Origin of the sequence: Borreliella kurtenbachii (genome assembly GCF_030437945.2) — a bacterium.
Lineage (GTDB): Bacteria > Spirochaetota > Spirochaetia > Borreliales > Borreliaceae > Borreliella > Borreliella carolinensis.
In genome coordinates, this window is record NZ_CP124057.1 from 21,671 (window position 1) to 44,397 (window position 22,727).

27 protein-coding genes are annotated in these 22,727 nt (G+C 29.1%); 20 read left to right on the plus strand and 7 right to left on the minus strand.

Annotated elements, in window-relative coordinates; translation table 11 throughout:
- Window positions 1-61: 61 nt before the first annotated feature.
- Entirely contained in the window at window positions 62-1,648 is a 1,587-nt protein-coding gene (locus tag QIA22_RS00400; protein WP_301611205.1) for a peptide ABC transporter substrate-binding protein, read from the minus strand.
- Window positions 1,649-2,056: 408 nt separating this feature from the next.
- On the opposite strand from QIA22_RS00400, the gene QIA22_RS00405 reads away from it, so the two are divergent.
- From QIA22_RS00405 to QIA22_RS00495, 19 genes are all read left to right on the plus strand, one after another.
- A complete protein-coding gene (locus QIA22_RS00405; RefSeq protein ID WP_301611238.1) occupies window positions 2,057-2,695 on the plus strand; it encodes a hypothetical protein in 639 nt (212 codons plus the stop codon).
- Between the two features lie 130 nt (window positions 2,696-2,825).
- Window positions 2,826-3,434, plus strand: coding sequence for a hypothetical protein (locus QIA22_RS00410; RefSeq protein WP_301611206.1), 609 nt, complete (start codon window positions 2,826-2,828; stop codon window positions 3,432-3,434).
- Between the two features lie 356 nt (window positions 3,435-3,790).
- Window positions 3,791-5,032 (plus strand): anti-CBASS protein Acb1 family protein, encoded by a 1,242-nt coding sequence (locus tag QIA22_RS00415; RefSeq protein ID WP_301611207.1) that lies wholly within the window; start codon window positions 3,791-3,793, stop codon window positions 5,030-5,032.
- 11 nt (window positions 5,033-5,043) lie between these two features.
- On the plus strand, window positions 5,044-5,640 hold the full coding sequence (locus tag QIA22_RS00420) for a DUF1357 family protein (RefSeq protein ID WP_301611208.1): 597 nt from the start codon (window positions 5,044-5,046) through the stop codon (window positions 5,638-5,640).
- A 97-nt stretch (window positions 5,641-5,737) separates the two neighbouring features.
- The gene (locus tag QIA22_RS00425; protein ID WP_301611209.1) at window positions 5,738-6,349 is read left to right on the plus strand and encodes a DUF228 domain-containing protein; all 612 of its coding nucleotides are present in this window, start codon (window positions 5,738-5,740) and stop codon (window positions 6,347-6,349) included.
- A gap of 30 nt (window positions 6,350-6,379) precedes the next feature.
- On the plus strand, window positions 6,380-7,297 hold the full coding sequence (locus tag QIA22_RS00430; protein WP_301611210.1) for a hypothetical protein: 918 nt from the start codon (window positions 6,380-6,382) through the stop codon (window positions 7,295-7,297).
- Between the two features lie 3 nt (window positions 7,298-7,300).
- Entirely contained in the window at window positions 7,301-7,753 is a 453-nt protein-coding gene (locus QIA22_RS00435; protein ID WP_301611211.1) for a DUF3890 domain-containing protein, read from the plus strand.
- The gene (locus QIA22_RS00440; protein ID WP_301611212.1) at window positions 7,750-8,124 is read left to right on the plus strand and encodes a DUF1506 family protein; all 375 of its coding nucleotides are present in this window, start codon (window positions 7,750-7,752) and stop codon (window positions 8,122-8,124) included. Before QIA22_RS00435 ends, QIA22_RS00440 begins: the two co-directional genes overlap by 4 nt.
- Window positions 8,121-8,498 carry a hypothetical protein gene (locus QIA22_RS00445; protein WP_301611213.1) on the plus strand — a complete coding sequence of 126 codons (378 nt, stop codon included), beginning with the start codon at window positions 8,121-8,123 and terminating at the stop codon, window positions 8,496-8,498. The genes QIA22_RS00440 and QIA22_RS00445 overlap by 4 nt, the downstream gene beginning before the upstream one ends.
- Window positions 8,479-9,018 carry a DUF764 family protein gene (locus tag QIA22_RS00450; protein ID WP_301611214.1) on the plus strand — a complete coding sequence of 180 codons (540 nt, stop codon included), beginning with the start codon at window positions 8,479-8,481 and terminating at the stop codon, window positions 9,016-9,018. Before QIA22_RS00445 ends, QIA22_RS00450 begins: the two co-directional genes overlap by 20 nt.
- 104 nt (window positions 9,019-9,122) lie before the next feature.
- Window positions 9,123-10,193, plus strand: coding sequence for a DUF787 family protein (locus QIA22_RS00455; RefSeq protein ID WP_301611215.1), 1,071 nt, complete (start codon window positions 9,123-9,125; stop codon window positions 10,191-10,193).
- Window positions 10,193-10,615, plus strand: coding sequence for a DUF1463 family protein (locus QIA22_RS00460; RefSeq protein ID WP_301611216.1), 423 nt, complete (start codon window positions 10,193-10,195; stop codon window positions 10,613-10,615). The genes QIA22_RS00455 and QIA22_RS00460 overlap by 1 nt, the downstream gene beginning before the upstream one ends.
- Before the next feature lie 80 nt (window positions 10,616-10,695).
- The gene (locus QIA22_RS00465) at window positions 10,696-11,184 is read left to right on the plus strand and encodes a DUF1473 family protein (protein WP_301611217.1); all 489 of its coding nucleotides are present in this window, start codon (window positions 10,696-10,698) and stop codon (window positions 11,182-11,184) included.
- Entirely contained in the window at window positions 11,177-11,380 is a 204-nt protein-coding gene (locus tag QIA22_RS00470; RefSeq protein WP_301611218.1) for a DUF1322 family protein, read from the plus strand. Before QIA22_RS00465 ends, QIA22_RS00470 begins: the two co-directional genes overlap by 8 nt.
- An 18-nt stretch (window positions 11,381-11,398) precedes the next feature.
- The gene (locus tag QIA22_RS00475; RefSeq protein ID WP_301611219.1) at window positions 11,399-12,844 is read left to right on the plus strand and encodes a hypothetical protein; all 1,446 of its coding nucleotides are present in this window, start codon (window positions 11,399-11,401) and stop codon (window positions 12,842-12,844) included.
- Window positions 12,845-12,859: 15 nt separating this feature from the next.
- Window positions 12,860-13,423 (plus strand): DUF792 family protein, encoded by a 564-nt coding sequence (locus QIA22_RS00480; RefSeq protein ID WP_301611220.1) that lies wholly within the window; start codon window positions 12,860-12,862, stop codon window positions 13,421-13,423.
- A gap of 39 nt (window positions 13,424-13,462) precedes the next feature.
- A complete protein-coding gene (locus QIA22_RS00485) occupies window positions 13,463-14,377 on the plus strand; it encodes a hypothetical protein (protein ID WP_301611221.1) in 915 nt (304 codons plus the stop codon).
- Window positions 14,378-14,489: 112 nt separating this feature from the next.
- The gene (locus tag QIA22_RS00490) at window positions 14,490-15,428 is read left to right on the plus strand and encodes a DUF693 family protein (protein ID WP_301611222.1); all 939 of its coding nucleotides are present in this window, start codon (window positions 14,490-14,492) and stop codon (window positions 15,426-15,428) included.
- Window positions 15,418-15,990, plus strand: a complete 573-nt coding sequence (locus QIA22_RS00495) for a DUF777 family protein (protein ID WP_301611223.1) — start codon at window positions 15,418-15,420, stop codon at window positions 15,988-15,990. Before QIA22_RS00490 ends, QIA22_RS00495 begins: the two co-directional genes overlap by 11 nt.
- Before the next feature lie 54 nt (window positions 15,991-16,044).
- Here QIA22_RS00495 and QIA22_RS00500 read toward each other — a convergent pair whose 3' ends face one another.
- From QIA22_RS00500 to QIA22_RS00515, 4 genes are all read right to left on the minus strand, one after another.
- Window positions 16,045-17,271 (minus strand): hypothetical protein, encoded by a 1,227-nt coding sequence (locus tag QIA22_RS00500; protein ID WP_363323315.1) that lies wholly within the window; start codon window positions 17,269-17,271, stop codon window positions 16,045-16,047.
- A gap of 480 nt (window positions 17,272-17,751) precedes the next feature.
- Window positions 17,752-17,991: a hypothetical protein gene (locus tag QIA22_RS00505; protein WP_301611225.1), complete on the minus strand. Its 240-nt coding sequence runs from the start codon at window positions 17,989-17,991 to the stop codon at window positions 17,752-17,754.
- A gap of 99 nt (window positions 17,992-18,090) precedes the next feature.
- On the minus strand, window positions 18,091-18,969 hold the full coding sequence (locus QIA22_RS00510) for a hypothetical protein (RefSeq protein WP_301611226.1): 879 nt from the start codon (window positions 18,967-18,969) through the stop codon (window positions 18,091-18,093).
- Between the two features lie 344 nt (window positions 18,970-19,313).
- Window positions 19,314-19,937 (minus strand): hypothetical protein, encoded by a 624-nt coding sequence (locus QIA22_RS00515; protein ID WP_301611227.1) that lies wholly within the window; start codon window positions 19,935-19,937, stop codon window positions 19,314-19,316.
- A gap of 244 nt (window positions 19,938-20,181) precedes the next feature.
- Here QIA22_RS00515 and QIA22_RS00520 point away from each other — a divergent pair, with 244 nt between their 5' ends.
- Window positions 20,182-20,376: an Lp6.6 family lipoprotein gene (locus tag QIA22_RS00520; RefSeq protein WP_301611228.1), complete on the plus strand. Its 195-nt coding sequence runs from the start codon at window positions 20,182-20,184 to the stop codon at window positions 20,374-20,376.
- Between the two features lie 242 nt (window positions 20,377-20,618).
- Here QIA22_RS00520 and QIA22_RS00525 read toward each other — a convergent pair whose 3' ends face one another.
- Both QIA22_RS00525 and QIA22_RS00530 read right to left on the minus strand, forming a co-directional pair.
- Window positions 20,619-21,587: a complement regulator-acquiring protein gene (locus QIA22_RS00525; RefSeq protein WP_301611229.1), complete on the minus strand. Its 969-nt coding sequence runs from the start codon at window positions 21,585-21,587 to the stop codon at window positions 20,619-20,621.
- Window positions 21,588-21,753: 166 nt separating this feature from the next.
- Complete coding sequence (locus tag QIA22_RS00530; RefSeq protein ID WP_301611230.1) at window positions 21,754-22,626, minus strand: complement regulator-acquiring protein; 873 nt, start codon at window positions 22,624-22,626, stop codon at window positions 21,754-21,756.
- Between the last annotated feature and the right edge of the window lie 101 nt (window positions 22,627-22,727).

Here is a 22,727-nt window from a genome sequence, read left to right on the forward strand (position 1 = left end):
TTTATAATAAGTTTTTTATAAATAGAGCCCAAAATTACAGACTCTACTTATAAAAAAGCATTTATTCCTCTAAAGGTTTTATTTCTGATAGGGCAAATCTTTCTGAATTATTTGTATTCCACCCTGTCCATTTATCATTTTTAAAAAGATAGTTTCCTGCAACACTGTATATTGGAATTATTGGATAATCATTTTCAATAATTATTTCTTCTATCTTTTTTAATATTTCTAATCTTAGTTTTTCATCTCCCTCAAGATCAGATTTGATTATAAGCTCATCAAGTTCGGGATTTGAATATCCGTAAGATACAAAATGTGCGCTTTTAGTTTCAAATACATTAAAGAATGCCATGGGATCTAAATAATCTCCTTGCCAGGAACTTACTGAGATCTCATATTGACCTTTTAGAATGTTTGATATGTGGTTAGTCCATGTCTCAGGTTCAATTTCTATATCAATATTTAAAACTTTTTTCCATTGGCTTTGAATAAAATTTACAACTTCTTTTTCAAGGTCATTTTTATTGTATTTTATTGTAAGCGTTGGAAAATTTTTTCCATCCGGATATCCCGCTTCAGCTAAAAGTTTTTCTGCTTTTCTTGGGTTGTATGGCTTTAGCTTTTTCCCATAATTATAGTTGTTAATATTAGGGCTTATTTTTCTTGTTGCTTTAAAGTTGTTATCAAGCACTCTGTAAACGAGAGTTTCTCTGTCAACCGCAAGAGCCAATGCTTCTCTTACTTTTGGATTGTTAAGAGGTTTAATATTTGTATTTAATGAAAAAAACCCAATTTGATTAATGTCAGCTGAATAAAAATCTTCTCTTAAGATAAGCTCATTAATAAGGGTTAAGGGAATGTTGTTAAAAATAGCATCTATTTCATTGTGCTCATACATGCTGTAAATTCTGCGGGCGTCGTTTATAGTAACAAATACAAGCTCATTAATAGCAACGTTTTTAGCATCATAAAATTTTATATTCTTTTCAAGAGATATTTCTTCGTTTAAAATACTTCTTTTTAGCTTAAAGGGTCCGTTTGTAACTATGTTTTCTACGTCTGTCCATTTATTTCCAAACTTTTTAACAACGTGAGTAGGAATAGGCATAAATATTGGGTGTGTAAGCATATCAAGAAAATATGTTGTTGGGCGAGATAGAGTTATTTCTAAAGTATGATCATTAATAACTTTTATTCCAACTTCATCTGCATTTAATTTTGTTTCGTGGAATTCTTTTGCATTTTTTATCTTTGATATTAGCATGTTAATATTTGGCACATTAAGCTCATTTTCTAAGGCCATTATGTAGGAATCTCTAATGGTACTTGCTGTTATTTTAACTCCATCACTCCAATAAATGTCGTCTCTTAAGTGGAATGTGTAGCAAGTGTTGTCGTAAGAAATGTCCCAATTTTTTGCAAGTCCTGGTCTGTAGCCACCCGTTTTGGGATCCCCCCTTAAAAGCCCGACAAATAGTTCGCTTACAATTAAATTGCCTATTTTATCGCTGCAAAATTGTGGATCAAGTGATGTTGGTTTCTTTCCAATTCCAACGCCAAAGATAATATCATCTTTTTGTTTAGAGATTGTGCACGATATTGCAGCAGCAATGCCTAGTGTTAAAAGTAACTTTTTTTTTATTAACATATTCTTTGCGCCTCCTTTGTATTTGCAATAATTAATAGCAAATTATATTGCAATATAATTTTTTAAAATATTTTATATCTTTGTTTAACGCTTCAAGGCTTTGTTATTTTTTGTTTATTTGCTAATTTAAATATTTTTATTTTTTATTCAAAGGAAATTTAAAGAAAAAGACCAAAAAAACACATCATTTGTCCACTTAGTAGACATTTTTTATTTTAAAACTACAAATAAGGCCGTCAGACCCTATTTGTAGTTTTAAAGAAGTTTTCAATGAATTGTTGATTTATAACAATAAGACAAATATATCTCTCTCTTTGTTTTTTTCAAATAAAATTAAACCTTTATTTGCATGTTTTGAGAATGCTAAAAAATGAACTATAATGACAACTTATTTTAGCGGAGGTTGTGATGCAAAAGACAAATATTTTATTAATGTTATTAGCGGTGTTTTCTTGTAAACAGTTTGGTGATGTTAAGTCGCTTACAGAAATTGATTCTGGAGATGTCATTCCTCTTGTTGTTGGCGATGTAGTTAAAGATTTGATTCCCAAAGAGAATTCTTTAACTTCTAAAGAAGCTGAAAAGTTGGAGACTTTAAAAATATTTTTAAAAGATGCAATGGGCGTTAATGGTAGAGAGGATAATTTAAAAGCTGAGTACGAGAAATCTTATAAAGAATTTTTTGATTGGCTTTCTAAGGATGTTAACAGACAAAAAGAGTTTATAAGTTCTTTTGATAATATTTGCGGGATTGTATCTAAAGCAGTAGATGCAAGCAAAAAGCAAAGACCCACTGAGCAGCAATCTTTGAGCCTTAAAGAATATATTTGTTACAAAATTAAAAATAGCACTGGCGGGGCTTTAAGTTTATTTTTCCAAAAGGTAGCTGATGCGTTTGGCGTTGATGAATACAAAAAAAGCGATGATGAGAGCGTTCAAAAGCCTGAGAAATGTAATGAAGAGATTTTTAAAGTAATCAAAAGGGTGTTTACCCAAAGTGATAGTAACAACGAATTAAAAAATTTGGAAAATTGTGGAAATATTTAAACCGCATGAAATGTGATTTGTGATTTTTTTATAAAGACAGGTTCTTGATAGAACTTGTTTTTATATTTTTTAAAAGACTTTCAAGTTATACCCTTTAAGTATCTTTTTAAGGAGATATCTTTATTAGGGTATGAGTGAGAACAATGACGTAAAGAGTAATTTCCAAGATTTCAAATTTAATAATATTGAATTTGTCAAAGAATTATCAACTCAAATCATTAATTCTGCCTTAGAAGTAGAGGCTAATCTAAATAAAATTTTAAATACAAAGGATTTACAAGATGCGCATTTAGGGATTCAAAAATCAAAATCAAAACTTGTTTCTGTGATCAATCTAGCCAAAAGGCTAAACAATCACCTGCTTTTAGAATTTGATAAAATTCCTGATTTTGATATTCCTATAACATTTAGGATTGTTGACAAGATTTTAAAAGTATTTTATTGGACAGTAGTCAATTTTGATTCTCATACAGTAAGTGAAATTGACTCAGTGGGGTTAAAAGAGATTAATTTTTTACATGAAGATGAAGAAGGAATAAAATCAGCTGAAGAGGAGATTAATAGCATTGAAAATTTAAAGAAAAGAGAATTTCTTTCTGGGCTACTTTTAGTTATTAAATCCACATTTCAAGCAGACAAAGCCTTAATAAAGGCAATAAGAGCATCCCTTTTGGCGGCATCTATTATTGCTCAAAGAGGAATAGAAGGCAAGCAGGGTTTATTTTTTACATTTAGTTGAATGTAATAGGATTTTCTGCACTTCAATATTAAAAGGTAGAGAAACAGCTCTCTACCTTTTTAATATTTATTGGGATTGGATAAAGTATTAATTTAATTTTCTTTTTAATATTATTTTATAATTCATATCTTTTAACAATGCGAGCAAAAGTAAGCAGAATATTTTATAAGTTTTACTTATATTCTTTAATTAATATTAGCATAAATCCTCTAAAACGTATTAGTTTTTTTTAAAAATTTTAAATGAATTTTAATATTTACATTAATATTTACATTTTGTATATCAGTATTGTTTGATAATTAATATTAAATAATAATAATTTGCATAAAAAACTGTTTTTGATATAATAATGTATAATGATATTTAAAAAAATAATTAACGAATTTAAAATGGAAATAAAAAACAATAAATCCCAAATTAATCCTATTGATGTTTACAGATATTCAATTTTTTTTAGAAATTACATAGAAAGTACAGCAGAAGATGCGCTCAAGAATGGAATTAATTTAAGCCTACTTGAAACGTCTTGTTTGAAAGAAAGCAGTAGCTCTCTTTTTGGTTTAAAGGTAGAGTTAAAAGAAGCGCTTCTTGAAGCAATGATAAGCTATAGATTTAATGGAGCAGGTTATATTTTAGTAAAACCCAAAAGCGAAGATGAAGATTTAAGCAAAAAAGTTAATAGCGAATTACCCACAGGTTTTAAATATTTGGATTTTCAAAAAATTATTAACAAAAGAGATTCTAGCTACATAGAGTACCTTTCTAATTCAAAAGACCGGGAGGGTTTTGAGAAGGCAAGGGTTGTAAAAATAGATAAAAGCAGAGTAATAATTTATGAAAATTATGATTATGTTTTAGGCACGCAAGAGCCCGCCTACACGCAAAGTTTACTGCTTAACATTTGTCTTTTAGAGCAAATTTATTTTGAAATAGAAAAAAGAATAAGAAATTATAATTTTTTGTTTTACAAAGACGAACATTTGGTAGAACTTATTGAATCTTTAGAGCTTGCAAAAGAAGAAATTAACGCTTTGGCAAACAGTAAAGGCAAAATATTTTCTACCTTTTTTAAAGCTCAACAGCCAAACAAAAGCTTGCAAGAATTAAGCGGCGCTTCTGAGCAGCTTAGCAGAGAGCTTGGCAAGATTAAAAGCGCCCTAAACAATGATGGAATTTTTTATACAGCATCAGAGAATGCGCGCCTAGAGGTAATAAAATATGATTTAGAGTTTTTAAAAGACGCATTTGAGCTTGTTAAAGCAAAAATTGGTGCTGATACTAAAGAGCCTTTAACTAGAAGTTTTAATGAGCAAGTCAAAGGGCTTGGTAGCAGCGGCAAGGGAGACAAAAGTAATTATTATGATTATTTAAAAGGCGTTCAAGAATCTGTTGCTAATGCGTGCAATCTCAAGCTTAACAAATATTACAGATTAAATATGAAGTTTAATGAGCTTGAAGCTTTAAGTTATGAGCAAAGACTTCAAAAAGACAATTTGCTTCTTGATGTTTATTTTAAATATTTAAAGCTAATTGAAAATGAAAATCTAAGCGACAAGGCAAAAGAAAATTTAAAAGAACAATTAAGTTTGGTTATTTAAAAGGAGTAATTATGGAAAAAATGGCATCAATTGCAGACAAAAACAGCCAAGAAGATTTAAAAGAGCCCGGAGTTAAAAACAATGAAGTTTTAAGCGACGCGTTGGTTAAAGAATTCTTGGAATATAAAAATCTCAAAAGTGCAAGCAGCAACCCAGCCGGCAATTCTTTTCACAATGATTTAAGAGAATCTGTTGAGATAAATAAACTTGCAAATGATAATTTAAGTTTTGAGTATAATACAGAAAATCTTTTAGCAAAAGGGTATTCTTTTAAAGAGGTTGTAAAAGGACAAGCTGAAGAGCTTATTAGAAAGTATGTAAAATCAGATCAAATATTTGCGGTAGCTGGAACTTGCCCCCTTGAAGAGATTGACCTTCGTTCCCGCGCAATACTAATAAGGCTTGCAAGGACCAACATTGATCAGAATAAGAATTCAGAAAATTCATACAAAGTTATAAATTTTCAAAGAATAAACTTAGATCAAAAAAATAATTTAAGAGCCGGGAATGCTTTTTTTAACACGCATCATGATTTAAGAAAAGCAATGCTTAATGAGTGGGAAGAGATTAAGAATGAATTTTATTTTAATAAAAAAGCATTGGCTTAAATTGTTTAAATTTTTGGAATTTAAGCTTGTAATGAAAAATTTGAATGAAAATTAAATAAAAATTAAATAAAAATTAATTTAAAAAAGGAGATTATTAATGAGTGATTCAATTGATTTTCAAAAAGAGATAGAAAAACTAAAAGCATCAAAAGTAGAACTTGAAAGTCAGCTTGAAAGTTTGAAGAAAAATCAGGCTCAAAAAATTGTTTTAGACAAACTACAAAGCGTTACTGCTGGTAGTTACCCGGTGTTTGAGAGCAGCTTTAAGTTTCAAGAAGAAGGGTTTTATTTTTCTCAAAAAGGCGGACTTAAAAGCTCTCCTGCTGATAAGTTTGAAAATTACCAAGCTTTAGATTTTTGCTACAAATGTGGGGTTAAGCTAATTGTTAATGGCTCGCATTTACAAATAGCAAGAGGCGGTGGCAGTGATCTTTACGGAGTTTGTGTGGACTTTGACGATTTTTCAAAAACCGGGACGGTTGTTCCGATTACTTGTAGTTTTGAATGTGTTTTGATTACCAAAGACAAAACTATTAAAGCGGAAGACAAATTAATAATAAACAGCGAAGGGGTTTTAGAAAAATCTAGCAAGAATGCATCAGTTATTCACGCTTTAGCATTAGGCCCTGCTTTAGAATTTAAAGACAGAAGAGATGTTTATGGGGTTAGAGTTCTTTTTTTGGTCAAGCAAATAAAAGATGCAATTTAAATAGGAGAATTTAAAATAGGAGAATTTGAAATGGATGAGAGCATATTAAATAACGACGAATATATAAACACAGTAAGGGATGTTTTGGTTAAAGAATGCCCAATCCCGGAATATTATCATTTTCTAGATTCACAGCAAATACAAAGTAGCAATATTTCTCTTGGAAGCGACAGAATTATTAAGTGGTATTCTAACTTAACAGACGTTCCTACATTAAAGGTTAATGATTTTAACACAGTCTCAACAATAAAGTTCCAAAGACAAATAGTAAAAATTAATTATTTGCCTTTTCAGTATGCATTTAAGTACTATGCACCAGATGGAAAATTTAGTGTAGAGGCAAGCACAAATATTAACATGAGAGAAGGGCTCTTGGGAGCAATAATTGAGATACAAAAGTTAATGAGTGCACACTATTTAAGAGGCGGGCTTACACTCTCAAGAGGCAGCAAAAGAACTCTTCTTGTTGATGAGTTTAACAATGAAACTATGTACGGACTTTTGAATCTCCCAAACCAAATAGATAAAACAGTTAAACAGACAAACATATTAGATCAAATAAAATCAATAAATGATGAACTTTCAAAGATTAATTTAGAAGATGAAAGAAAGGTGCCTTTTAAAATACTTACAACCAGCAAAATCAAAGGTCGTCTTCTTGAAAGGCTTCCAAACAACAATTATTCATACAAAGACATGCTTTTTGATTTTATAAGCGCAATTAATAATGATGCAGATATTGAGCTTGAGACTACAAATTTGCTAGACGATGAAATTTTAATATATCCAAGAAGTAGCAAACTACTGCTTTTAAAAGACGGGCATCAGCCAATATTAAATTCATACACAGAAGTTTCAAGTAGCAATTTTAGAACAAGTTTTCTTGACTTTTCTATTGGAACAATTTTGGCAACAAAAAATTCAATCCTTAGAATAAAATTGAGCTAAAAAATGAATAATAGCAAATTAGATACCAATCAGGCTTTAAGTGAAAATTTAGAAACTCTAAAGAGTGAGAATTCAGGACCACTTCAAACGGTGTATGAGCAAATACTTAGTCTTTTAATGCTTGATTTTAAAGATCTAAGCATTAAAGAATTTTCTTTATATTTAAATTTACTTGAGAATATTTTAATTCTTAAGAAAATAAGAATTAAAAATTTAAATGATTCTACAATGTTTGTTTTGATTTATTATTTTATTGGTTGTGAGCTAAAAAAACGAAACAGATTAAAAGGTTTTAGTTTAAATAACATCAAGTCTGAAAAATTTAAAGAGATATCATTAGAATATTTCCCCACAAATCTTGACTCCAGCAGCTGTGGGGGTGATTTTTGCAAATGTTTGGATAGTTTAATAAAAGATTTAAGAGCAAAAGGCTCTCTAATAGGAGTGGTTAAATGAAGTCTTTAGAGATGATTAATACAGGTTTAAGTAATATTATAGGTATATATTCACAAGAACTTTTTTTCTGTAAGTTTAGAATAATCAAAGATCCAATAAGCGCATCTTATGAAGCTATATTTAAAAGTTCTGATACTGTTGTTTTTCAAGGAATGTTTTTGTTAATAAATCCAGAAGAAGTGGTTGAGATTGAAGGTGTAAATATTTTTGACAAAAATATTTATGCCAAGGTGTATACTCTTGATAATTTGGGATTTGAGTACGGAGATTTGGTTAAGATTTTTGATGATGTTTATTCGATCTTGGGAGTGCTAAAGAGCTACAAAGAAGGCCTAAATTACAATACTCTGGTTTTAAGGAGCTCTTGTTGAGTGTAAAAATTAAATTTAAAAACAATTCTTTTAATGCAGAAAATAGCATTAATATCAAATCTGAAGAACTTAAAGGAGAGCTTGATTTCAAACTAGCAAAAGCCTTTTACAAAGAGTTTTATTCTAATATTTTTTCAAACAAAGGAATAAAAACAGCTTTTAGAAAATCTATTCAAAAAGGGCTTGTTGAAATAAAAGATCAGTTTAAGGTTTTTTGTAAAAATTATTCACTTAGCAGGCAAATAGACTTAAGCTTAAAAAAAGCGTCTATGCCCAAAGAAGCTAAAGAATTTAAAAGGTTTCTTAAAAGCATTAAAACCCCAAACCTTTTAAAGGCAAAAGAAAAGGACAATCATGATTGTAGGACTAAATGAATCTGTACAGTTTTTAATAAAAATACTTACAAACTTTAAAAAATATTTGGATCTTAAAGAAATAGAATTGGAAATCTTAAATACCTATAATCATCCATATTTAGAAAAGTTTGCTACAAATACTAGTAATTTACTTGTATTAAAAAGTGAGTCTTTCGAGGGGCTTACTCCCAGAAATCTGGGGGGTAGAAATTCTTTTAAAGAGTTTAATGAGTTTAGATTAAGGTTTTCTCTTTATTTTTTAAGTTTTATTTTACTTAAAGCTTACAGAGATTCTTATGAGAACGTTTGTAAAGTGTATGAACACTTTTTAGAGTTTTTACACGAGAATAGATTTAGGTTTGAGTTTACAAAAGAGCTTGAGAGTGGTTCTTGTTTGCTTTTAACTTATTATCTGTGCTCGATTAGCAATTTAAATAATGATGGGCTTCTTGGCGTTTCTAATATGCATGCCAATATGTGTTTTAGTTTTAATCAGATTTTTATTGCAAATATACAGGTTTTAAAACAAGAGAGGTAATTTTTTTGAAAAAATGGAAAGAAATTAAAAGAAATTAAAAGAAATTGAAATGAATTAAAAAAAATTAAAAAAAATTAAAAAAAGAAATTTAAAAAGGAGGATAAATGCCAAAAGATACAATAAGCATTAGTTTGGTGCAAAACAGATTAGCTTTTAACAATATTAATTATTACAGTCCGCTTTTAATTTACAAAAGCAATGTTTTAGCAAGCAAACACTTGGCATTAAGTGTTACAAATTTAGAAGATTTTCTTGAAAAACTTGAGATTCAAAAGACCCAAGAGTCTGATTCTTCTAAGAAAAAAATAGCAGAAGAGCAAATAAGTGCTTTGCAAAAGTCAATCAATGATTTTTTTGGGCAAGACGGACTTAAGTCTGTTGATTTTTATGTTTACAACCAGATTAAAGAGATTAAAGATTTTTTAAAATCCAATTTACATCCGTTTGTAGTTTTTGTAAATCAATCAGAAGATACTATTAGTAGTGATTTTGAAGAGATTAGAAAAATTTGCAATTTTATTGTAATTTCTACCAAAGATGGCAACTTGCCAAATTTTTTAAAAGGCAAAGACAAAAGCGAGCTTAAAAATGTTATTGCTGTTTACGCCGGCAATCAAAATTTGCACCTTAAGTTTACGGCAGTTTATTTGCATCAAGCAAGCATTTTTCACGCTGTTAATCCTTATGGAATGATTTTAAACTCTGCTCCTGTTTATGATGATTTTTTAATTGATTCACTTAGAAAATCCAATATTAATTTTTACTCTCTTTTGAATGAAACTGGCAATGACGGCATTTTAGCTTTCAAAGAAGGAGTTAGTCTCTCAGGCGACCCGATTGATGAGGCTTTTACTCTTTTTTACATTAAAAATGAATCAATAAAAGAGCTTATTAGGATTTGGAATAAAAACAATAGAGCTAACAGCAAGCTTGGTGCTTTAAATTTGGACGGCAATTTGCCAAACGAATACACAGCAGGGCTTGAATGTTTTTTCCACGAACTTAAACAAAAAGGTCTTATTGTCTCTTATAAACAGATTAAACTTAAAGTCAGCTCTTCTGAGGGCTTAAGCTTAAGCTTAGAAGTTGCACTTAAGTATAATGACAGTTTTAATAGTGTTAATTTAGTAATAACAACACAAGAGATAAACGAATATTTAAGGAGAGCATCATAATGAAAGAATATTATTCACTGGATTTAATATTTTTTAGCTTTAATGACAATTTAATAGACACAGGCACTCTTGAGTACAGCACAGAACCTAATGTAATGGCTAAAGCAAGCACAGAAGACAGAAATTTTCCAATTCCAAGCTTTAGAGATCCAAGAACCGTTGTTCATATTTTTGATTTAGAAGTAAGCAAAGGATCTCTTGATTACAAACTTTTAACAAAGCTAAGCAATGAGCAATTTTACGAGAATGTACCAAAATCTAAAAAGTTAAAAAGATTAGTGTTTAACGATCAAATGGGACTTAAAATTATTTCAAATAGTGCTTTTTTTGCAGAAATTCCAACTAGAAAGTATTCAGCTGATAATGATACTGTTAAGTTTACAATTCATGCAATCAATTGTGATGTTGAGAAGGCAAGTTAAAAAGTTAAAAGCAATTTGATTGCAACATTTTACAATAAAAATGTTTTAAAAATGTTTTAATTAAAGGATAAAAATTTAAAATGAGATACAAGTTAAAAATATTAACCAGAGCCAAAACACATACATACGTTTTAAAAGATATTCCCATGTACGAGTGGGACAGTGTTTTAGGATTTGATATTGAAAGGGATGAACTTATTAGCAAACTTAATGATCTGCGGACATTAAAAGAAATAACCAAACTAATGATCTCAAGAGGTTTTTTGGATGAATTTTACGAAATCTTAAACCAAGAGAGAAAATATTCTGAGCTTTACAAGTATGCTCTTCCCACAATTCTTTTTTCAGTTCAGCATTCACTTTTTGAAACAATAGAAGGTTTTAAAAAGCCCGGTTTAGTTTACATTGAAAGTTTTCAAGACAAAAACGGCGATTACATTAAGTATGACTACATTAACGAGCGCTGGAGTTATGATTTTTTAATTACAAGCAGGCCTTCAGACTCAAGCCTTGAAGATTCTTTAAAGCCTGGTTTTGAGTCTTCTCTTCAAGAAGGTGGCAATGAATAAGCAAGAGATTGCGACCAATTATTTTAAATACATAGACTATTTGACAAGAGAAACCAATAAGTATTATTTCCCTATTGTAATGGGCATTTGCACATACAAAGACGTTAAAAAAATGAGCTACAAAGAACTTTTAGAGGTTAACCGAGTAGCAAGCTTAAAGCTTAACAAGGAAATATACGAGCGGTTTTTGTTTTAGTAGCATGTTTTAAAGGTTTTGTTAAAGGTTTTTATGTACGAAGAAAACAATAATAATAAATTCACAATTACATTAGAAGGTGTTCTTGACAGAAATGCCACCAAGAGTAATTTAAAAAAAGAGCTTTTAAGTCTAAAAAGGGAAAATTTTTTAAGCCAAGGGCTTGGCGGGGGTGTGAGTGGAAAAAGTAGTAAAGATTTTTTATCCTTAAGCCTTAAAAGGCCTGAAATTCTTAAAACTCCCAAAGGTGACAATTCTGAAAAATCAGCAAGTTTTAAGTCTTTAAATGTTTTGGGCAAAAAAGATTATTTTAAGGATTTTCTAAGCTTTAATGATTCTCAGAAAAACAACCCAAAGAGTGTTTTTAAAGATTTTAGTGGTTTGGATTTTGATTTAAAAGACAAAAGTGGTTTTGCTTTATATTTGAATGATAAAAGCGGTCCAAACTCTTATTTAAAGCCAAAAGTAGAAAAATTAGATCTTGGCTCTAGCCAATATTCAGTTTTTAAAACTGAAAATATTAAAAGCATTTTTAAGCAGAATTTTATTAATACTTCCTTTAAAGATCAAGCTAATGCGTCAAAAGGCTTTAGATTAAATTCCAATTTTAACAAGCCCCCTTTTAAGGATTTACAAGAACCTTTGGGTTTGAAAAACAAAAACAGCCAGATTGTTTTTAAAAATTTAATGTCTTTTAGAGATCTTTTTAAAGGTCCAAGCCCAGTTGATTTTTTTAATATAAAAAATGCTTTTAATGATTTAAATTCGCCTTTAGAAGAATTTCAAAATTTAAAAGACAAAAAGACCAAGCTAAGTCTTGAAAATTTGGTGTACAAAGATAGTCAAAAAGAAAGTGCAAATAAAATACTAAAAAGAAAAAGATCTTTTGAAACAGAGCTTGAGAGAAATGATTTTTTAAGAAAACTTTATATCCTTCAAAGTTCGCAAAATTCAAGCTCAAATTCAAGCTCAAATTCAAATTCAAATTCAAATTCAAGCTCAAATTCAAATTCAAATGATTTCTCTTTTATGGTTGAGCTTGCACAAAAATTAAAAAACGAAGGGTATGCTAAAAATGACTTAAAAGCGATTAACCTGGTAAGCGATTTTCTAAAGGGCGAGAATAATTTAGAAAAAGTTTTAAGTTTTAAAGTGCCAACAAGTTCTTTAAGAAATTCAAAGGTTGAGCCTGAGGTTTTAAATAGCAGTAAAATAATAAATGCTACCCTTGAGCCCGGATTAGGCCCGCTTTTAGAAAAAACTTTAGAACTTTTAGAGTGGGCTAAAAATTACGATTTTACAAGCAGCGTGCTAGACCCCTTAAGAAATACTTTTTCAAATCTTGGCATTATTTTAGCACAAGCTTTTGAAAGCTTGCCTTTGGTTGAGCACATTACAAATTTGCTAAATAGTGCTAGTGAATTTAATTCAAGAGGAATTGATGATGATTCTAGAATGCCTTAAGAAAAGAGGTTTTAAGTGATTAAAGAGCAAACCAGTAAGTTAATAAAAGATATTGTAAATCAAATCTCAAGTTTAGCAAGCATTTCTAATTTTGTTTTACTTTTCCCAAGGCTTGATTTTAAAGGTCTTGGGTACATTCCCCAACTATTTTTTATTTTTACAAAGCATGATCTAATAGAAGAAAATCTCTCAAGCGTAAGCTCAGACCGCGCGGTAATTGATTTTACCAATACAAAAAGTGAATATGTAAACTTTAACATTACTCCAAGGCCTGAGATTGTAACAATTAATAAAGGAATTTTGTCATCTATTTATGATCAAACTTTACTAAGAGCTTTAAAAGAAACCCCTTTTATGAACAGTGTTTTAGAATTTAATAGCAATTTTATAAAAATGCAATTCAGGCAAAGGTTTAATCTGGGTGTTTATTACAGCATGTACAGCCCTTCGGTAGGATTTCACGAGGTGGTAAGCATTAATTCTTTAAAGCTTAAAGACACAGTTTATCTGGAAGAGGTTGAAATTAGTTTGCAAGTAAAAATTTGTAAAACGTTTAATATTTTGACTTATAAAGGTTAAAATATTAATTAAAAACATCTAAATATTGGGAGAATATTAATGAGACAATTTAAGTTTATTTTAATATTTTTTTTATTTATTGTTTCAACAACATACGCAAGTGTGGCAAGACCATTTAATTTTAAAAAATGGAATTTCAAAAAAGACATAGATTTGGCGTATGTATTAATGCACGACATTGACAATGGGATTTTAATCAAATCTCAAGACAAAGCCGGCAGCGTTAAAAGTCAAGAAATACTTGCTAAGCTTAATGCGCTTAATGCTTATTGTAATAATTTGCAGAAAATAATAAAACAGAAACTTGCTTTGCGCAGATTTCAAAAAGAGGTGAAATTACCGCTACTTAAGATTATTAGAAAATATAAACATTTAACAAGAAGTTATAAAAATAAAAGCTTTATTGAAAATCCGGAATATACAAAGCTTATTGCAGAGAAAATTATTAAAAAAGCTCTTTTTCTAGAAAACTATTATCAATCCAGTATTAGTAGGCTTAAGAATGTAAAATCTCGTGTAAAATCTCGTGAAAATTCTCGTGAAAATTTTAAAAAAAGAATAGTTGATGATCAGAGTAGCTTGAAGCCTTTAAGCAAAACCAATAAATCTATTGACCTTAAGCTTTCAAGCTCTAAACCTTCTAAAAGACCGCAAGGTGTAAAAAAATGCAACAAAAGAAGAATCTTAAATAAGTATGATCTTGGCCGTGCAGAAGGTGAGTTTTTAGCTGATCCAGACCAAGAATCAGACGAACTAGAAAGCAGCTACCAAGATGAGAGTGAAAACGATTACAAAGATGAGAGTGAAAACGATTACCAAGATGAGAGTGAAAACGATTATCAAGATGAGAGTGAAAACGATTATCAAGATGAGAGTGAAAGTGAAGTTGATGAGCTTAACGAAGATCAAAGTGAAGATGAGTTTTTTGATTCTCTTGAGGGTCAGTTTAGCTAAATTTTTAAATTTGCATATTTTAAAAATTTAATTAATTATTAATTTAATATTAATAATAATATTAATTCAATTAATAACTTGTTAATTTAAAAAGGAGTTTTATTTAAAAAAGATGTTAATTTTTCAATACGATTTTAAGATTGAGTTTTACAACGCAGTTGATTCTAAAAACAGCATTGGCGGCAGACTTGCAGGCCCAAGGCCCAGAGTTGTTATTACTACTCAAAATGGTGTGCCTGATTTAAATATTTTTATTCAAAATACATATTCTGAGAATAATTTAATAACTAGCAAAAAGGCCAAACTTCAAATTTTTAATGCACCTTTAGATTTTTCTGATTTTAAGACAGCAGACATTGTAAAAATTTATTATAAAAAGTTCTCAGACCAGCAAGATTACCGGTTTATTATGGCTGGGTATTTAAAAGCGCCTGTTGAAAGAATTGGTGGGCTTGAGAATTTTAGTTTTGAGTGTGAATTGTATCTTTTGTCCAAAGCGACCTTTTTAGAGAGAAAATTTGAGTATAAAAATTTCAAAGGCAGCACTATTGCTGATGCAATAAAATATGTATTTAAGGACAAAGCAATCTTTTTTATGAATGAACTTGAAAAAACAAAAGTGATCAAAGAGAGCTTTGCTTGTAACTCGCCAAAAGGATTAATAGAATACCTAAGGCGACAAGGGTACGTTGACTCTGTTATTGTTGAGATTGGCAGTCCCGGGCAAGATGTTGATTCAAGGTTTATTTTTATGAATTTCGGACAATTTGTTTCTGGCGAGTGCAAAAGACTTGAAGATTATGGGCTTTTGTTTGTCCCGTGCCAAAGAGATTTTTTGGGGGTTAAGCCCGGTTTGAGTTTGTATCAAGCGCAAGTGATGTTTACTCACAATATTAAGATTGCAGATAATCTAAGCTTTAAAGACAGACATGGGAATACCATCAACTGCAGTGTTAAAAACACCAGTGCCAGATTAAGCAGCGCCAGAGAGTGTGTTTTAAATCTTGAGCTTTACTCTGAGAATAAAAAAGGAATTTATTATGCAAAATAATGATTTACGTGTGGGGGAGCTGGGTAGCCTGAAGGGTTCTGCTGTTGGTGCTTTAAAGCAGTTTATTTTTGAGAATGTTTTTATTTGCAGAATAGGTGTTGTTAAAAGCTTTGACTTTAAAACTCAAACGGGTGTTGTTACCATTAAAGAATACGAAGGGCTAAAGATTAGCACTTGCAGCATATCCAACTTTAATCTTGATTTAGCAGCAGAAGATGAGGTGGTTTTACTTCAAAGTAATTTTAATATTTTCCAAGAAAGTGATAATAATCATTTTGATAAAAATTATTTTTACATTCTAAGTGTTCTTAATCCTAAGAAAATTGGCATTAAGCTTGATCAGTTTAAATTAAGCGTGCAAGATTTTGATTCACAAAGCGAGAATATAAAATTTAAAGCTAAAAAATTGATCATTGATGTAGATAATATTGAAATTAAAGGTAACTTAAAGATTAATGGAACTAAGTTTGAAAATCATACTCACAGTTCTGGTACGCTAACTTATGTTAATAGTAGTGGTGCGCCAACAACCACAACCGGAAAAACAGGCCCTATTTCTTGAAGCAGTTTTGTTTTTGATTTTTCTTTTCTTAAGTTTAAGTTTGCTGTCAAAGGCCTATTGATTATTGTTTTCTACTAATAAGATTAAGTTCCTTACTTGGTTTGCAAACTCTTCTGTTGCGTTAATTATTTTGCTGATACTGTTGGTTGTTAATTTGGAGTCAGCTTTTAGTTGTTCTTTTGTGTTTTGGTATTCATTTTTTACTTTAGTAAATTTTTCGGCCAAAACTTTGTATTTTTGAGCTATTAATTTGTTGTAAAGTTTTGGGTTTGGATGAAACTTAAAGCCTAAGTCCCAGTCTATTTGACTTATGTTTTCTTTTTTCCCCCATTTCTTGGCAGCATCTATTACTCTTTTTATTGTGCTTGTTCCCAAGGGATCTTTAGTTTCTTCAAAAACAAGCTCACTTTTTATTAACTCTTTGAGTAATCTATTTTTTGTTGTTTCTATGCTTGTGGTATAACTTTCAAGCTCTTTAAATTCTTTAGATGTTTCTAAATTTTTTATTGCATTTAGTGCTTTATCTAGAGAATCTCTAACTTGATTTGCGTATTCTTTTGTTATAAGGTTGTCATTGCTGTTCAAGTGAGTACTGTGTTTTTGGAATTGATTTTGTAGATTTTGCGTTGGGGGTGTTGCACTTTTGCTTAAAGTGCTATTTTCTAAAGTGCTATTTTCTAAAAGGTTATTTTTGAAAATGATATTTTTAAAAGTGTCATTTTCTTCTTTTTGATCAAAAATTTTGTCTTTCTCATTATTAATTTCTTCTTCTTCAATTGGGGTAAGTATTACTTCGTTGGTGGTGGTGGTTGTTGAAATTTTGAATTCTATTGTAGTTGGATGTAAAGATTTTTGCATATTTTCGCCCAATTCTTGCCCCATGATTTCATCAGAAGCTCCGATTAACAATAATTTTTCTTGTATTTTTGCAATTTCTTCTTCTGATTTTGCCATATTTGTTTCTTCTAGGCCTTCTGGTGGCATTAAGCCTTCGTTTTCAAATTCAGATTTTAAGTAAATCTCTTGTTTTCCAGGTTCAATTTTTTCAATTTCTAAAATAGGAGGTGTTTCTTGATTTATTTTTGATTCGGGGTCCTTTTTTAAGCCAGAGTCTGATTCAAGCCGCAAGCTGTTCTTAATGACTTCTGAGATATTTTGTAATTTATATTCGTTTAAGGCCTTGTTTTTGTCATTTGTGTCCATATTCGCATTACAGCTAATAACTAGCAGCAATGGTGCAAATATTGAAAATTTTAAAGCTTTTTTAAGCTTGCCTTTCAAAGCCTTACGCTCCTTTAAAACAGGAATATTGAGAAATATTATATCACATTTTTTGTATTTTGATTTCATTTTAAATATAAAATCCCCTATTAAGGGGATTTAAGGGGGTATCATAGATTTTGTATTTTTATTTTTAAATTTTTATTCTTACTGTTTTGTAGAATTTAAAATTTAATAATTTGTAATTGTTGCCTTTGGTCTATTAGCAATTTGGTGTTGAAGTGGTGGTGCTGTTTCTAAATTTATAAATTTCTCTAAAATTTTCAGCACCATTCTTCTTTATTTTATCTTGATACAAAAGATTTGCTTTGTACTAAGTGTACAGCATACTTTAAATTTTTCAGATTTACTAATAAAGGAGAACATCGGGTGAAAATCGATGTTCCTTTGAATATATTAATATATTTAAATGTAGGCTTAAAATTTTTACCGTTAGCTAATAAAATATTTTAAAAATATTAAAATGATTTGATTGCCCTATTACTCTTCAGCTTGTTCTTCACCATCTTCATTTTCATCTTCTTCAGAACTGTCCTCAGCATTTTCGTTTATTGCGGGTTTTGATTTTGAATTTTTCTTTTTCCCATTTTCATCTTTTAGTTCTTGTTCGAATTCTTTGTGCACATTATGCAGAATAGAATCTATTAAAATTCCACGCCCAATTGCGCTACAAGACATAATAAATACTGAAAACGAAATAAATATTATTTTCCTAACCATTTAATTATTCCTTTAACCTAAGCAATTTAAATGTAATTATATATCATTATATTTAATTAATCAATTAAATATAATTTATTTTAAAAGCCTTATTTAATTTTAGATATATTCTTTTTGAATTAATAATTTTAGATTATTTATGTCTGTTAGGGCGTCTAAGATTTTAGTGAAATTTTTATTCATTTGAAAAACTTGATTGTGAGGTACTAAGTCCAATTCTATTGTTTTATCGCTAATAGATAATTTGTTGTAATCTATTGAATGGTAATCTTTGTTGTTTTTTATTTGAAATCTATAGATAGGATTTAAGTATTTCTCACTTATACCCTTTTGAATTGTTTCTTTAAGGTCCTTTAACAAATAATCTTTGGGTGTTTGGGTGTCGTTTGGGGGATTAAGCATAACGCTAATAATGCTTTTATCATTTTCATTTTTAAGGTTTAAAACAAATAATAAATCTTGATCTTGGAAGAAATTATCAATATTTTCAATATCCTTGAGATTTTTTAAAGTTGAGGTTTTTGTATTTTTTGGGCTTTTAAAGTCTAACAATTTTTTATTTATTAAGATGCTCAAAGATTCCACTTTCCCCGCAGCGGGTAAGATTTTATCTTCTGTTTGTTGAAATTCTCTTTCTCTTTTGATGCTAAAATCAAGATCGAATGTTTGAATCGGATAAGCTTGTTTGTAGTATTCTTCGGTGCTTGTTGGAACTTGATTTGATTGTCTTATTTCTATCGTTTGAATTGATACTACGGGGGTTATTTTTATTGCGGGTTTTTGTTCTTTGTGTATTTCCCCTTTTTCAGGCACTTGCTGTTCAGGAGTTTGCTTTTGGGGTACTTGCTTTTGGGGTACTTGCTGTTCAGATGTTTGTTTTTTAGATGCTTGCTTTTCGGGTTTTTGTTCTTTATTTGTAAATAAATCACACGACAAGATTAAAATTTCTAGCAGTATTAAAATTACTCTTTTACTCATTTATTTCTCCTTATCCCTTTTGATTTGTTCATTATATAATAATATTAATTATTAATAAGGTATTTTAAAGCTTATTTGATTAAATTTTTTAAAAAATAATAGAAATTAATTTTTAAAAAAAGAAGTTCTTTAATGCAAAAAGAACTTCTTTGGAGGTAGTTAAAAAGTAGTATTTATTAATTTAATAGGCTACGTTTTGATTTTAAGTAGATAGCTATTTTAAAGTATAGCTCACATTTTAAAATATGAATTTTACTTGTCTAAAAATTTATACAAAGAGGGCTCGTGCTAGAGCCTCTTTGAAACGTGTGTGGGAAGTGTTTAATTTAATTTTATAGATCAAATTATTTGATGAATTCTTTTAGCCTTGAAGCATTGATTAATATTTTTAGTGTATCGTAAATGCTTTGACTTATTTTAATGTAATATTTTTTATTAGAATAAGCGGAGTAGATAAGTTTAACTTTATTTAGGCTTTTTTGAAATTTAGCAAAGCTTAGATATTTCCAGCTGTGATTGGTTGATACGTAAAATGAGCTTCCAAATTGCAAATTGCCGGTTTTGTCTTTGCTTAGAATTGCCTTGTTAATGCTTGATAAACTGTGATAATGAAACAAGGGCATTAAATTCAGTTCTTTTTTTTGTTTATCTTCGAAATTCAAACAACATCTTATGAAATTATTTTCATAAAAATAATTATAATCTTTGTGATTTTTTAATTGAAGCAGGTTTTTTAAACCTTTTTTATCCATACTGGTTTTGTGGGCTAATATGCTAATTGATTTTAGCTTGCCTTTTGTTAGTGTGATTTTATCGTATTGGTCTAAATAATGTGCTTCGGATTTTATTTCGACTGCTGCATTTGAATCTACGCTGTAAGTTCTAATATAAAACTGTGTACAAAGAATAGGGTTTAAAGGTTTTGTATGTTCATTTTTATAAATTAGGGTGTTTTCAATTGCACTCATATTTATCTCTTGTAATATTAAATTTATTTAAATTATTTTTTAAAACATTCAAAGCTGCACATATAAATATTTAATTATTCTTGATTCCAAATTTATTTACATAGGATATCATTTTATACAGATTTTATCAATAGTTTGTGAATTATTTAATACTTTTTTTATTTAAAATAAAAAACCAATTAATATTGATTATTTCAAGATTATATTTTAATATAATATCAGTTCTAAAGAAGGAGAATAAACAATGATAAAATTAATGTACGCTATATTTTTAAGCGCGATATTATTTGTTGCTTGCGAAACTACAAGAATTTCAGATGAGATGGAAAATACTAGCGATGAAGATTCAAAGGTTACAGCTCCAATGCCAGATAAAAATATGATGAAATCAATGCCAGATAAAAATATGAAGCCAATGGCAAAGCCAATGAAAAAGTAACAATATTTGCTTTTAAATTAATTTAAATAAGTTAAGTACAACACTAGTAATTATTTTAAAAAACTTTTTTAATAAATTTATTGAAAAAGTTTTTGATTTTTAATTTTCAATAATAGTTAAGTACTTATGATTTATTATTTATTATTTTGATTTAGAAAAATTAAAATAATATATTAAAATTAAATATAAAAAAGGGAAAGGGGCTTTAAAACCCCCTTCCTTTTTGAATGCAAAACCCAATATTACTGAATTGGGGTAAGAATGTTGGTAGTTGTGTTTACTAAATTCAAAATTACATTGTGAATGTTTATAAATTGAGCTCTTGAATTTTTTAATCTTAAGGCATCATTTAATTTTGAAATGTCGGTTTGTAAGTCGTTGTTAGCATTGTACTCATTAATAAAATCATCTGTGTCTTTTATCCATTTTTCTTTAAGTGGTTTAAGTTGCTCAAAATCGTGGTAGAGCGTTTTTAAATTAGTTTTGTTTAGAAGATGTAGTTTGTCTTTTACATCTAGTATTTTTGAGCTTATTTCTTCCATTGCTAATTGAATGCTAAAGCCTCTGTTTATAAGGGTTTCTTTAACCAAACCTTTGTAGTTTGAGTCTTGATAGAGTTTTGATAAAATTTTCCCAAGTTCCACAATTTTTCCTTCGTTGAAATTTAAAGATGTGTAAAGCATTCTTCTTTCAATTGTATATTCGTTTTCGTCAAAATGCGCTGTTGAGTTTGTATTGAAAAGCATTTTACTAAATATTTCTTCTTTCATTCCAAATTGGTCATCAGGCTCAACCTTGGAAGAGTCAAGCTCGCCTACTCGAATGATATTCTCAGATCTATCTAATATTTTTTGTATTAGCTCTGCAACCTCAGGATCTAATATTTGTTTTGGAGTAGCATTGGCATTATTGTTGGGACTGTTTTTTTGCTTTAAAGCCGCTGGGTTGGGCTTGTTTTTATTGCCAGCTGTGATTTTTGGTGGATTTTTTAAAGTATTAATAGCAACAAGCAGATTGTCTATTTTTGATTTGCTGTTTTTAGACATCTTTTTATTTTTTGATGAATTGTTTTCAGTTTTTGCTATTTTTGTCTTTTCTTTTTTATGCTTGTTATTTTCATTGTCGTCTTTGACCTCTAGAGAGCAAGAAAGCAAAATTAGCACAGTTAATATATGCAATAAAAATATTGCAATTAATTTATTATTTTTCAAAATGTTATCCTTCAATAAAAATTTTAAGTAATTTGTTATTAATTAATAATTTTAATTACCCAATTAATAACTTTAATTCAAAATTGTTATTGTGCAATAATAATTCAAAAAAAAGAGAGCTCGAGCTCTCTTTGGGAATAAGGTTTTATTTTTTAATAATTTTTAATTATTTATTATTAAATTTAAATAATGTATCTAAAGAAATTAATGTTTGCTCTGATTTCAAGCAAAGAGAAATCATCTTGTCTTTATATAGTTGTTCAATGTGGTCTTTTAGCTTTTCTGTATTGTATTGTAGCTCCAAGGTGGCATTTGAACTTTTAATCAATGTTTCTATTGTGCTAAGCCATTCTTTTTTTATTAAGGTGAAATCAACAATTAAATTATAAATTTCTTCTAAAGTATCTTTATTAAAATCATTTTCTCTTAGCTTTTTCATGTTAATTGCTAAGTCTTCAAGCGCAACTTCAAACCCTTGTTGAATTCGTATGCCCCCTGATATTTTTTTTATTGTGTCGTGGGCTTTTGGGTCTTTGTAAAGCTTGTTTACAATCTCTGCTAGATTGAAAATATCAGTGGTGTTGTAGCTTAGTGATGAATAAAATTGTCTTCTCATTTTTTGAGATTCTGTAAGGCCTGAGTTCATTTTTTCTTGAAGCCTTGTGCCATTTTGAGGGTCAATTTTGTAAACATTAAGTAGCTCAAACATGCTATTTTTTAGTCCAAATTGGCTAGGTATTTCTGTTTGAAGTTTTTCTTTTTTTATTATTGTCATTTCTCTTACTAAAATCCCAAAGAGCTTGTCAATTAGATCTGTTTCCCCTTTATTTGAAGCTTTTAATTCTTTTTTTGATCTTTGAAGGTTTTGTTTTTTTGCTCCTTTTTTTATGTCTTTTTGAAGGTTTAATTCATCGTATTTTGTTTCTGTAAAGCTTGCTACTTTGTTTTTACTGTTTTTACTGTTTTTATTGTCTAGATCGCAAGAGAAAAATGTCATTATCCCCAATGTGATAAATATTGATAATTTTGTTTTATTCAAAATTTAGTCCTTTAATAAAAATTTTAAGTAATTTTAATTATTTAAAATTAATACTTAATGATTTAAATTTAGTTCAAATTTAAAATAGAACAATAAAAAAA

Bases quoted from the DNA above. Each gene is read 5' to 3' on its own strand.
- QIA22_RS00400 (WP_301611205.1), bottom strand. From the start codon at position 1,648: ATGTTAATAAAAAAAAAGTTACTTTTAACACTAGGCATTGCTGCTGCA.
- QIA22_RS00405 (WP_301611238.1), top strand. From the start codon at position 2,057: ATGCAAAAGACAAATATTTTATTAATGTTATTAGCGGTGTTTTCTTGT.
- QIA22_RS00410 (WP_301611206.1), top strand. From the start codon at position 2,826: ATGAGTGAGAACAATGACGTAAAGAGTAATTTCCAAGATTTCAAATTT.
- QIA22_RS00415 (WP_301611207.1), top strand. From the start codon at position 3,791: ATGATATTTAAAAAAATAATTAACGAATTTAAAATGGAAATAAAAAAC.
- QIA22_RS00420 (WP_301611208.1), top strand. From the start codon at position 5,044: ATGGAAAAAATGGCATCAATTGCAGACAAAAACAGCCAAGAAGATTTA.
- QIA22_RS00425 (WP_301611209.1), top strand. From the start codon at position 5,738: ATGAGTGATTCAATTGATTTTCAAAAAGAGATAGAAAAACTAAAAGCA.
- QIA22_RS00430 (WP_301611210.1), top strand. From the start codon at position 6,380: ATGGATGAGAGCATATTAAATAACGACGAATATATAAACACAGTAAGG.
- QIA22_RS00435 (WP_301611211.1), top strand. From the start codon at position 7,301: ATGAATAATAGCAAATTAGATACCAATCAGGCTTTAAGTGAAAATTTA.
- QIA22_RS00440 (WP_301611212.1), top strand. From the start codon at position 7,750: ATGAAGTCTTTAGAGATGATTAATACAGGTTTAAGTAATATTATAGGT.
- QIA22_RS00450 (WP_301611214.1), top strand. From the start codon at position 8,479: ATGATTGTAGGACTAAATGAATCTGTACAGTTTTTAATAAAAATACTT.
- QIA22_RS00455 (WP_301611215.1), top strand. From the start codon at position 9,123: ATGCCAAAAGATACAATAAGCATTAGTTTGGTGCAAAACAGATTAGCT.
- QIA22_RS00460 (WP_301611216.1), top strand. From the start codon at position 10,193: ATGAAAGAATATTATTCACTGGATTTAATATTTTTTAGCTTTAATGAC.
- QIA22_RS00465 (WP_301611217.1), top strand. From the start codon at position 10,696: ATGAGATACAAGTTAAAAATATTAACCAGAGCCAAAACACATACATAC.
- QIA22_RS00470 (WP_301611218.1), top strand. From the start codon at position 11,177: ATGAATAAGCAAGAGATTGCGACCAATTATTTTAAATACATAGACTAT.
- QIA22_RS00485 (WP_301611221.1), top strand. From the start codon at position 13,463: ATGAGACAATTTAAGTTTATTTTAATATTTTTTTTATTTATTGTTTCA.
- QIA22_RS00490 (WP_301611222.1), top strand. From the start codon at position 14,490: ATGTTAATTTTTCAATACGATTTTAAGATTGAGTTTTACAACGCAGTT.
- QIA22_RS00495 (WP_301611223.1), top strand. From the start codon at position 15,418: ATGCAAAATAATGATTTACGTGTGGGGGAGCTGGGTAGCCTGAAGGGT.
- QIA22_RS00505 (WP_301611225.1), bottom strand. From the start codon at position 17,991: ATGGTTAGGAAAATAATATTTATTTCGTTTTCAGTATTTATTATGTCT.
- QIA22_RS00510 (WP_301611226.1), bottom strand. From the start codon at position 18,969: ATGAGTAAAAGAGTAATTTTAATACTGCTAGAAATTTTAATCTTGTCG.
- QIA22_RS00515 (WP_301611227.1), bottom strand. From the start codon at position 19,937: ATGAGTGCAATTGAAAACACCCTAATTTATAAAAATGAACATACAAAA.
- QIA22_RS00520 (WP_301611228.1), top strand. From the start codon at position 20,182: ATGATAAAATTAATGTACGCTATATTTTTAAGCGCGATATTATTTGTT.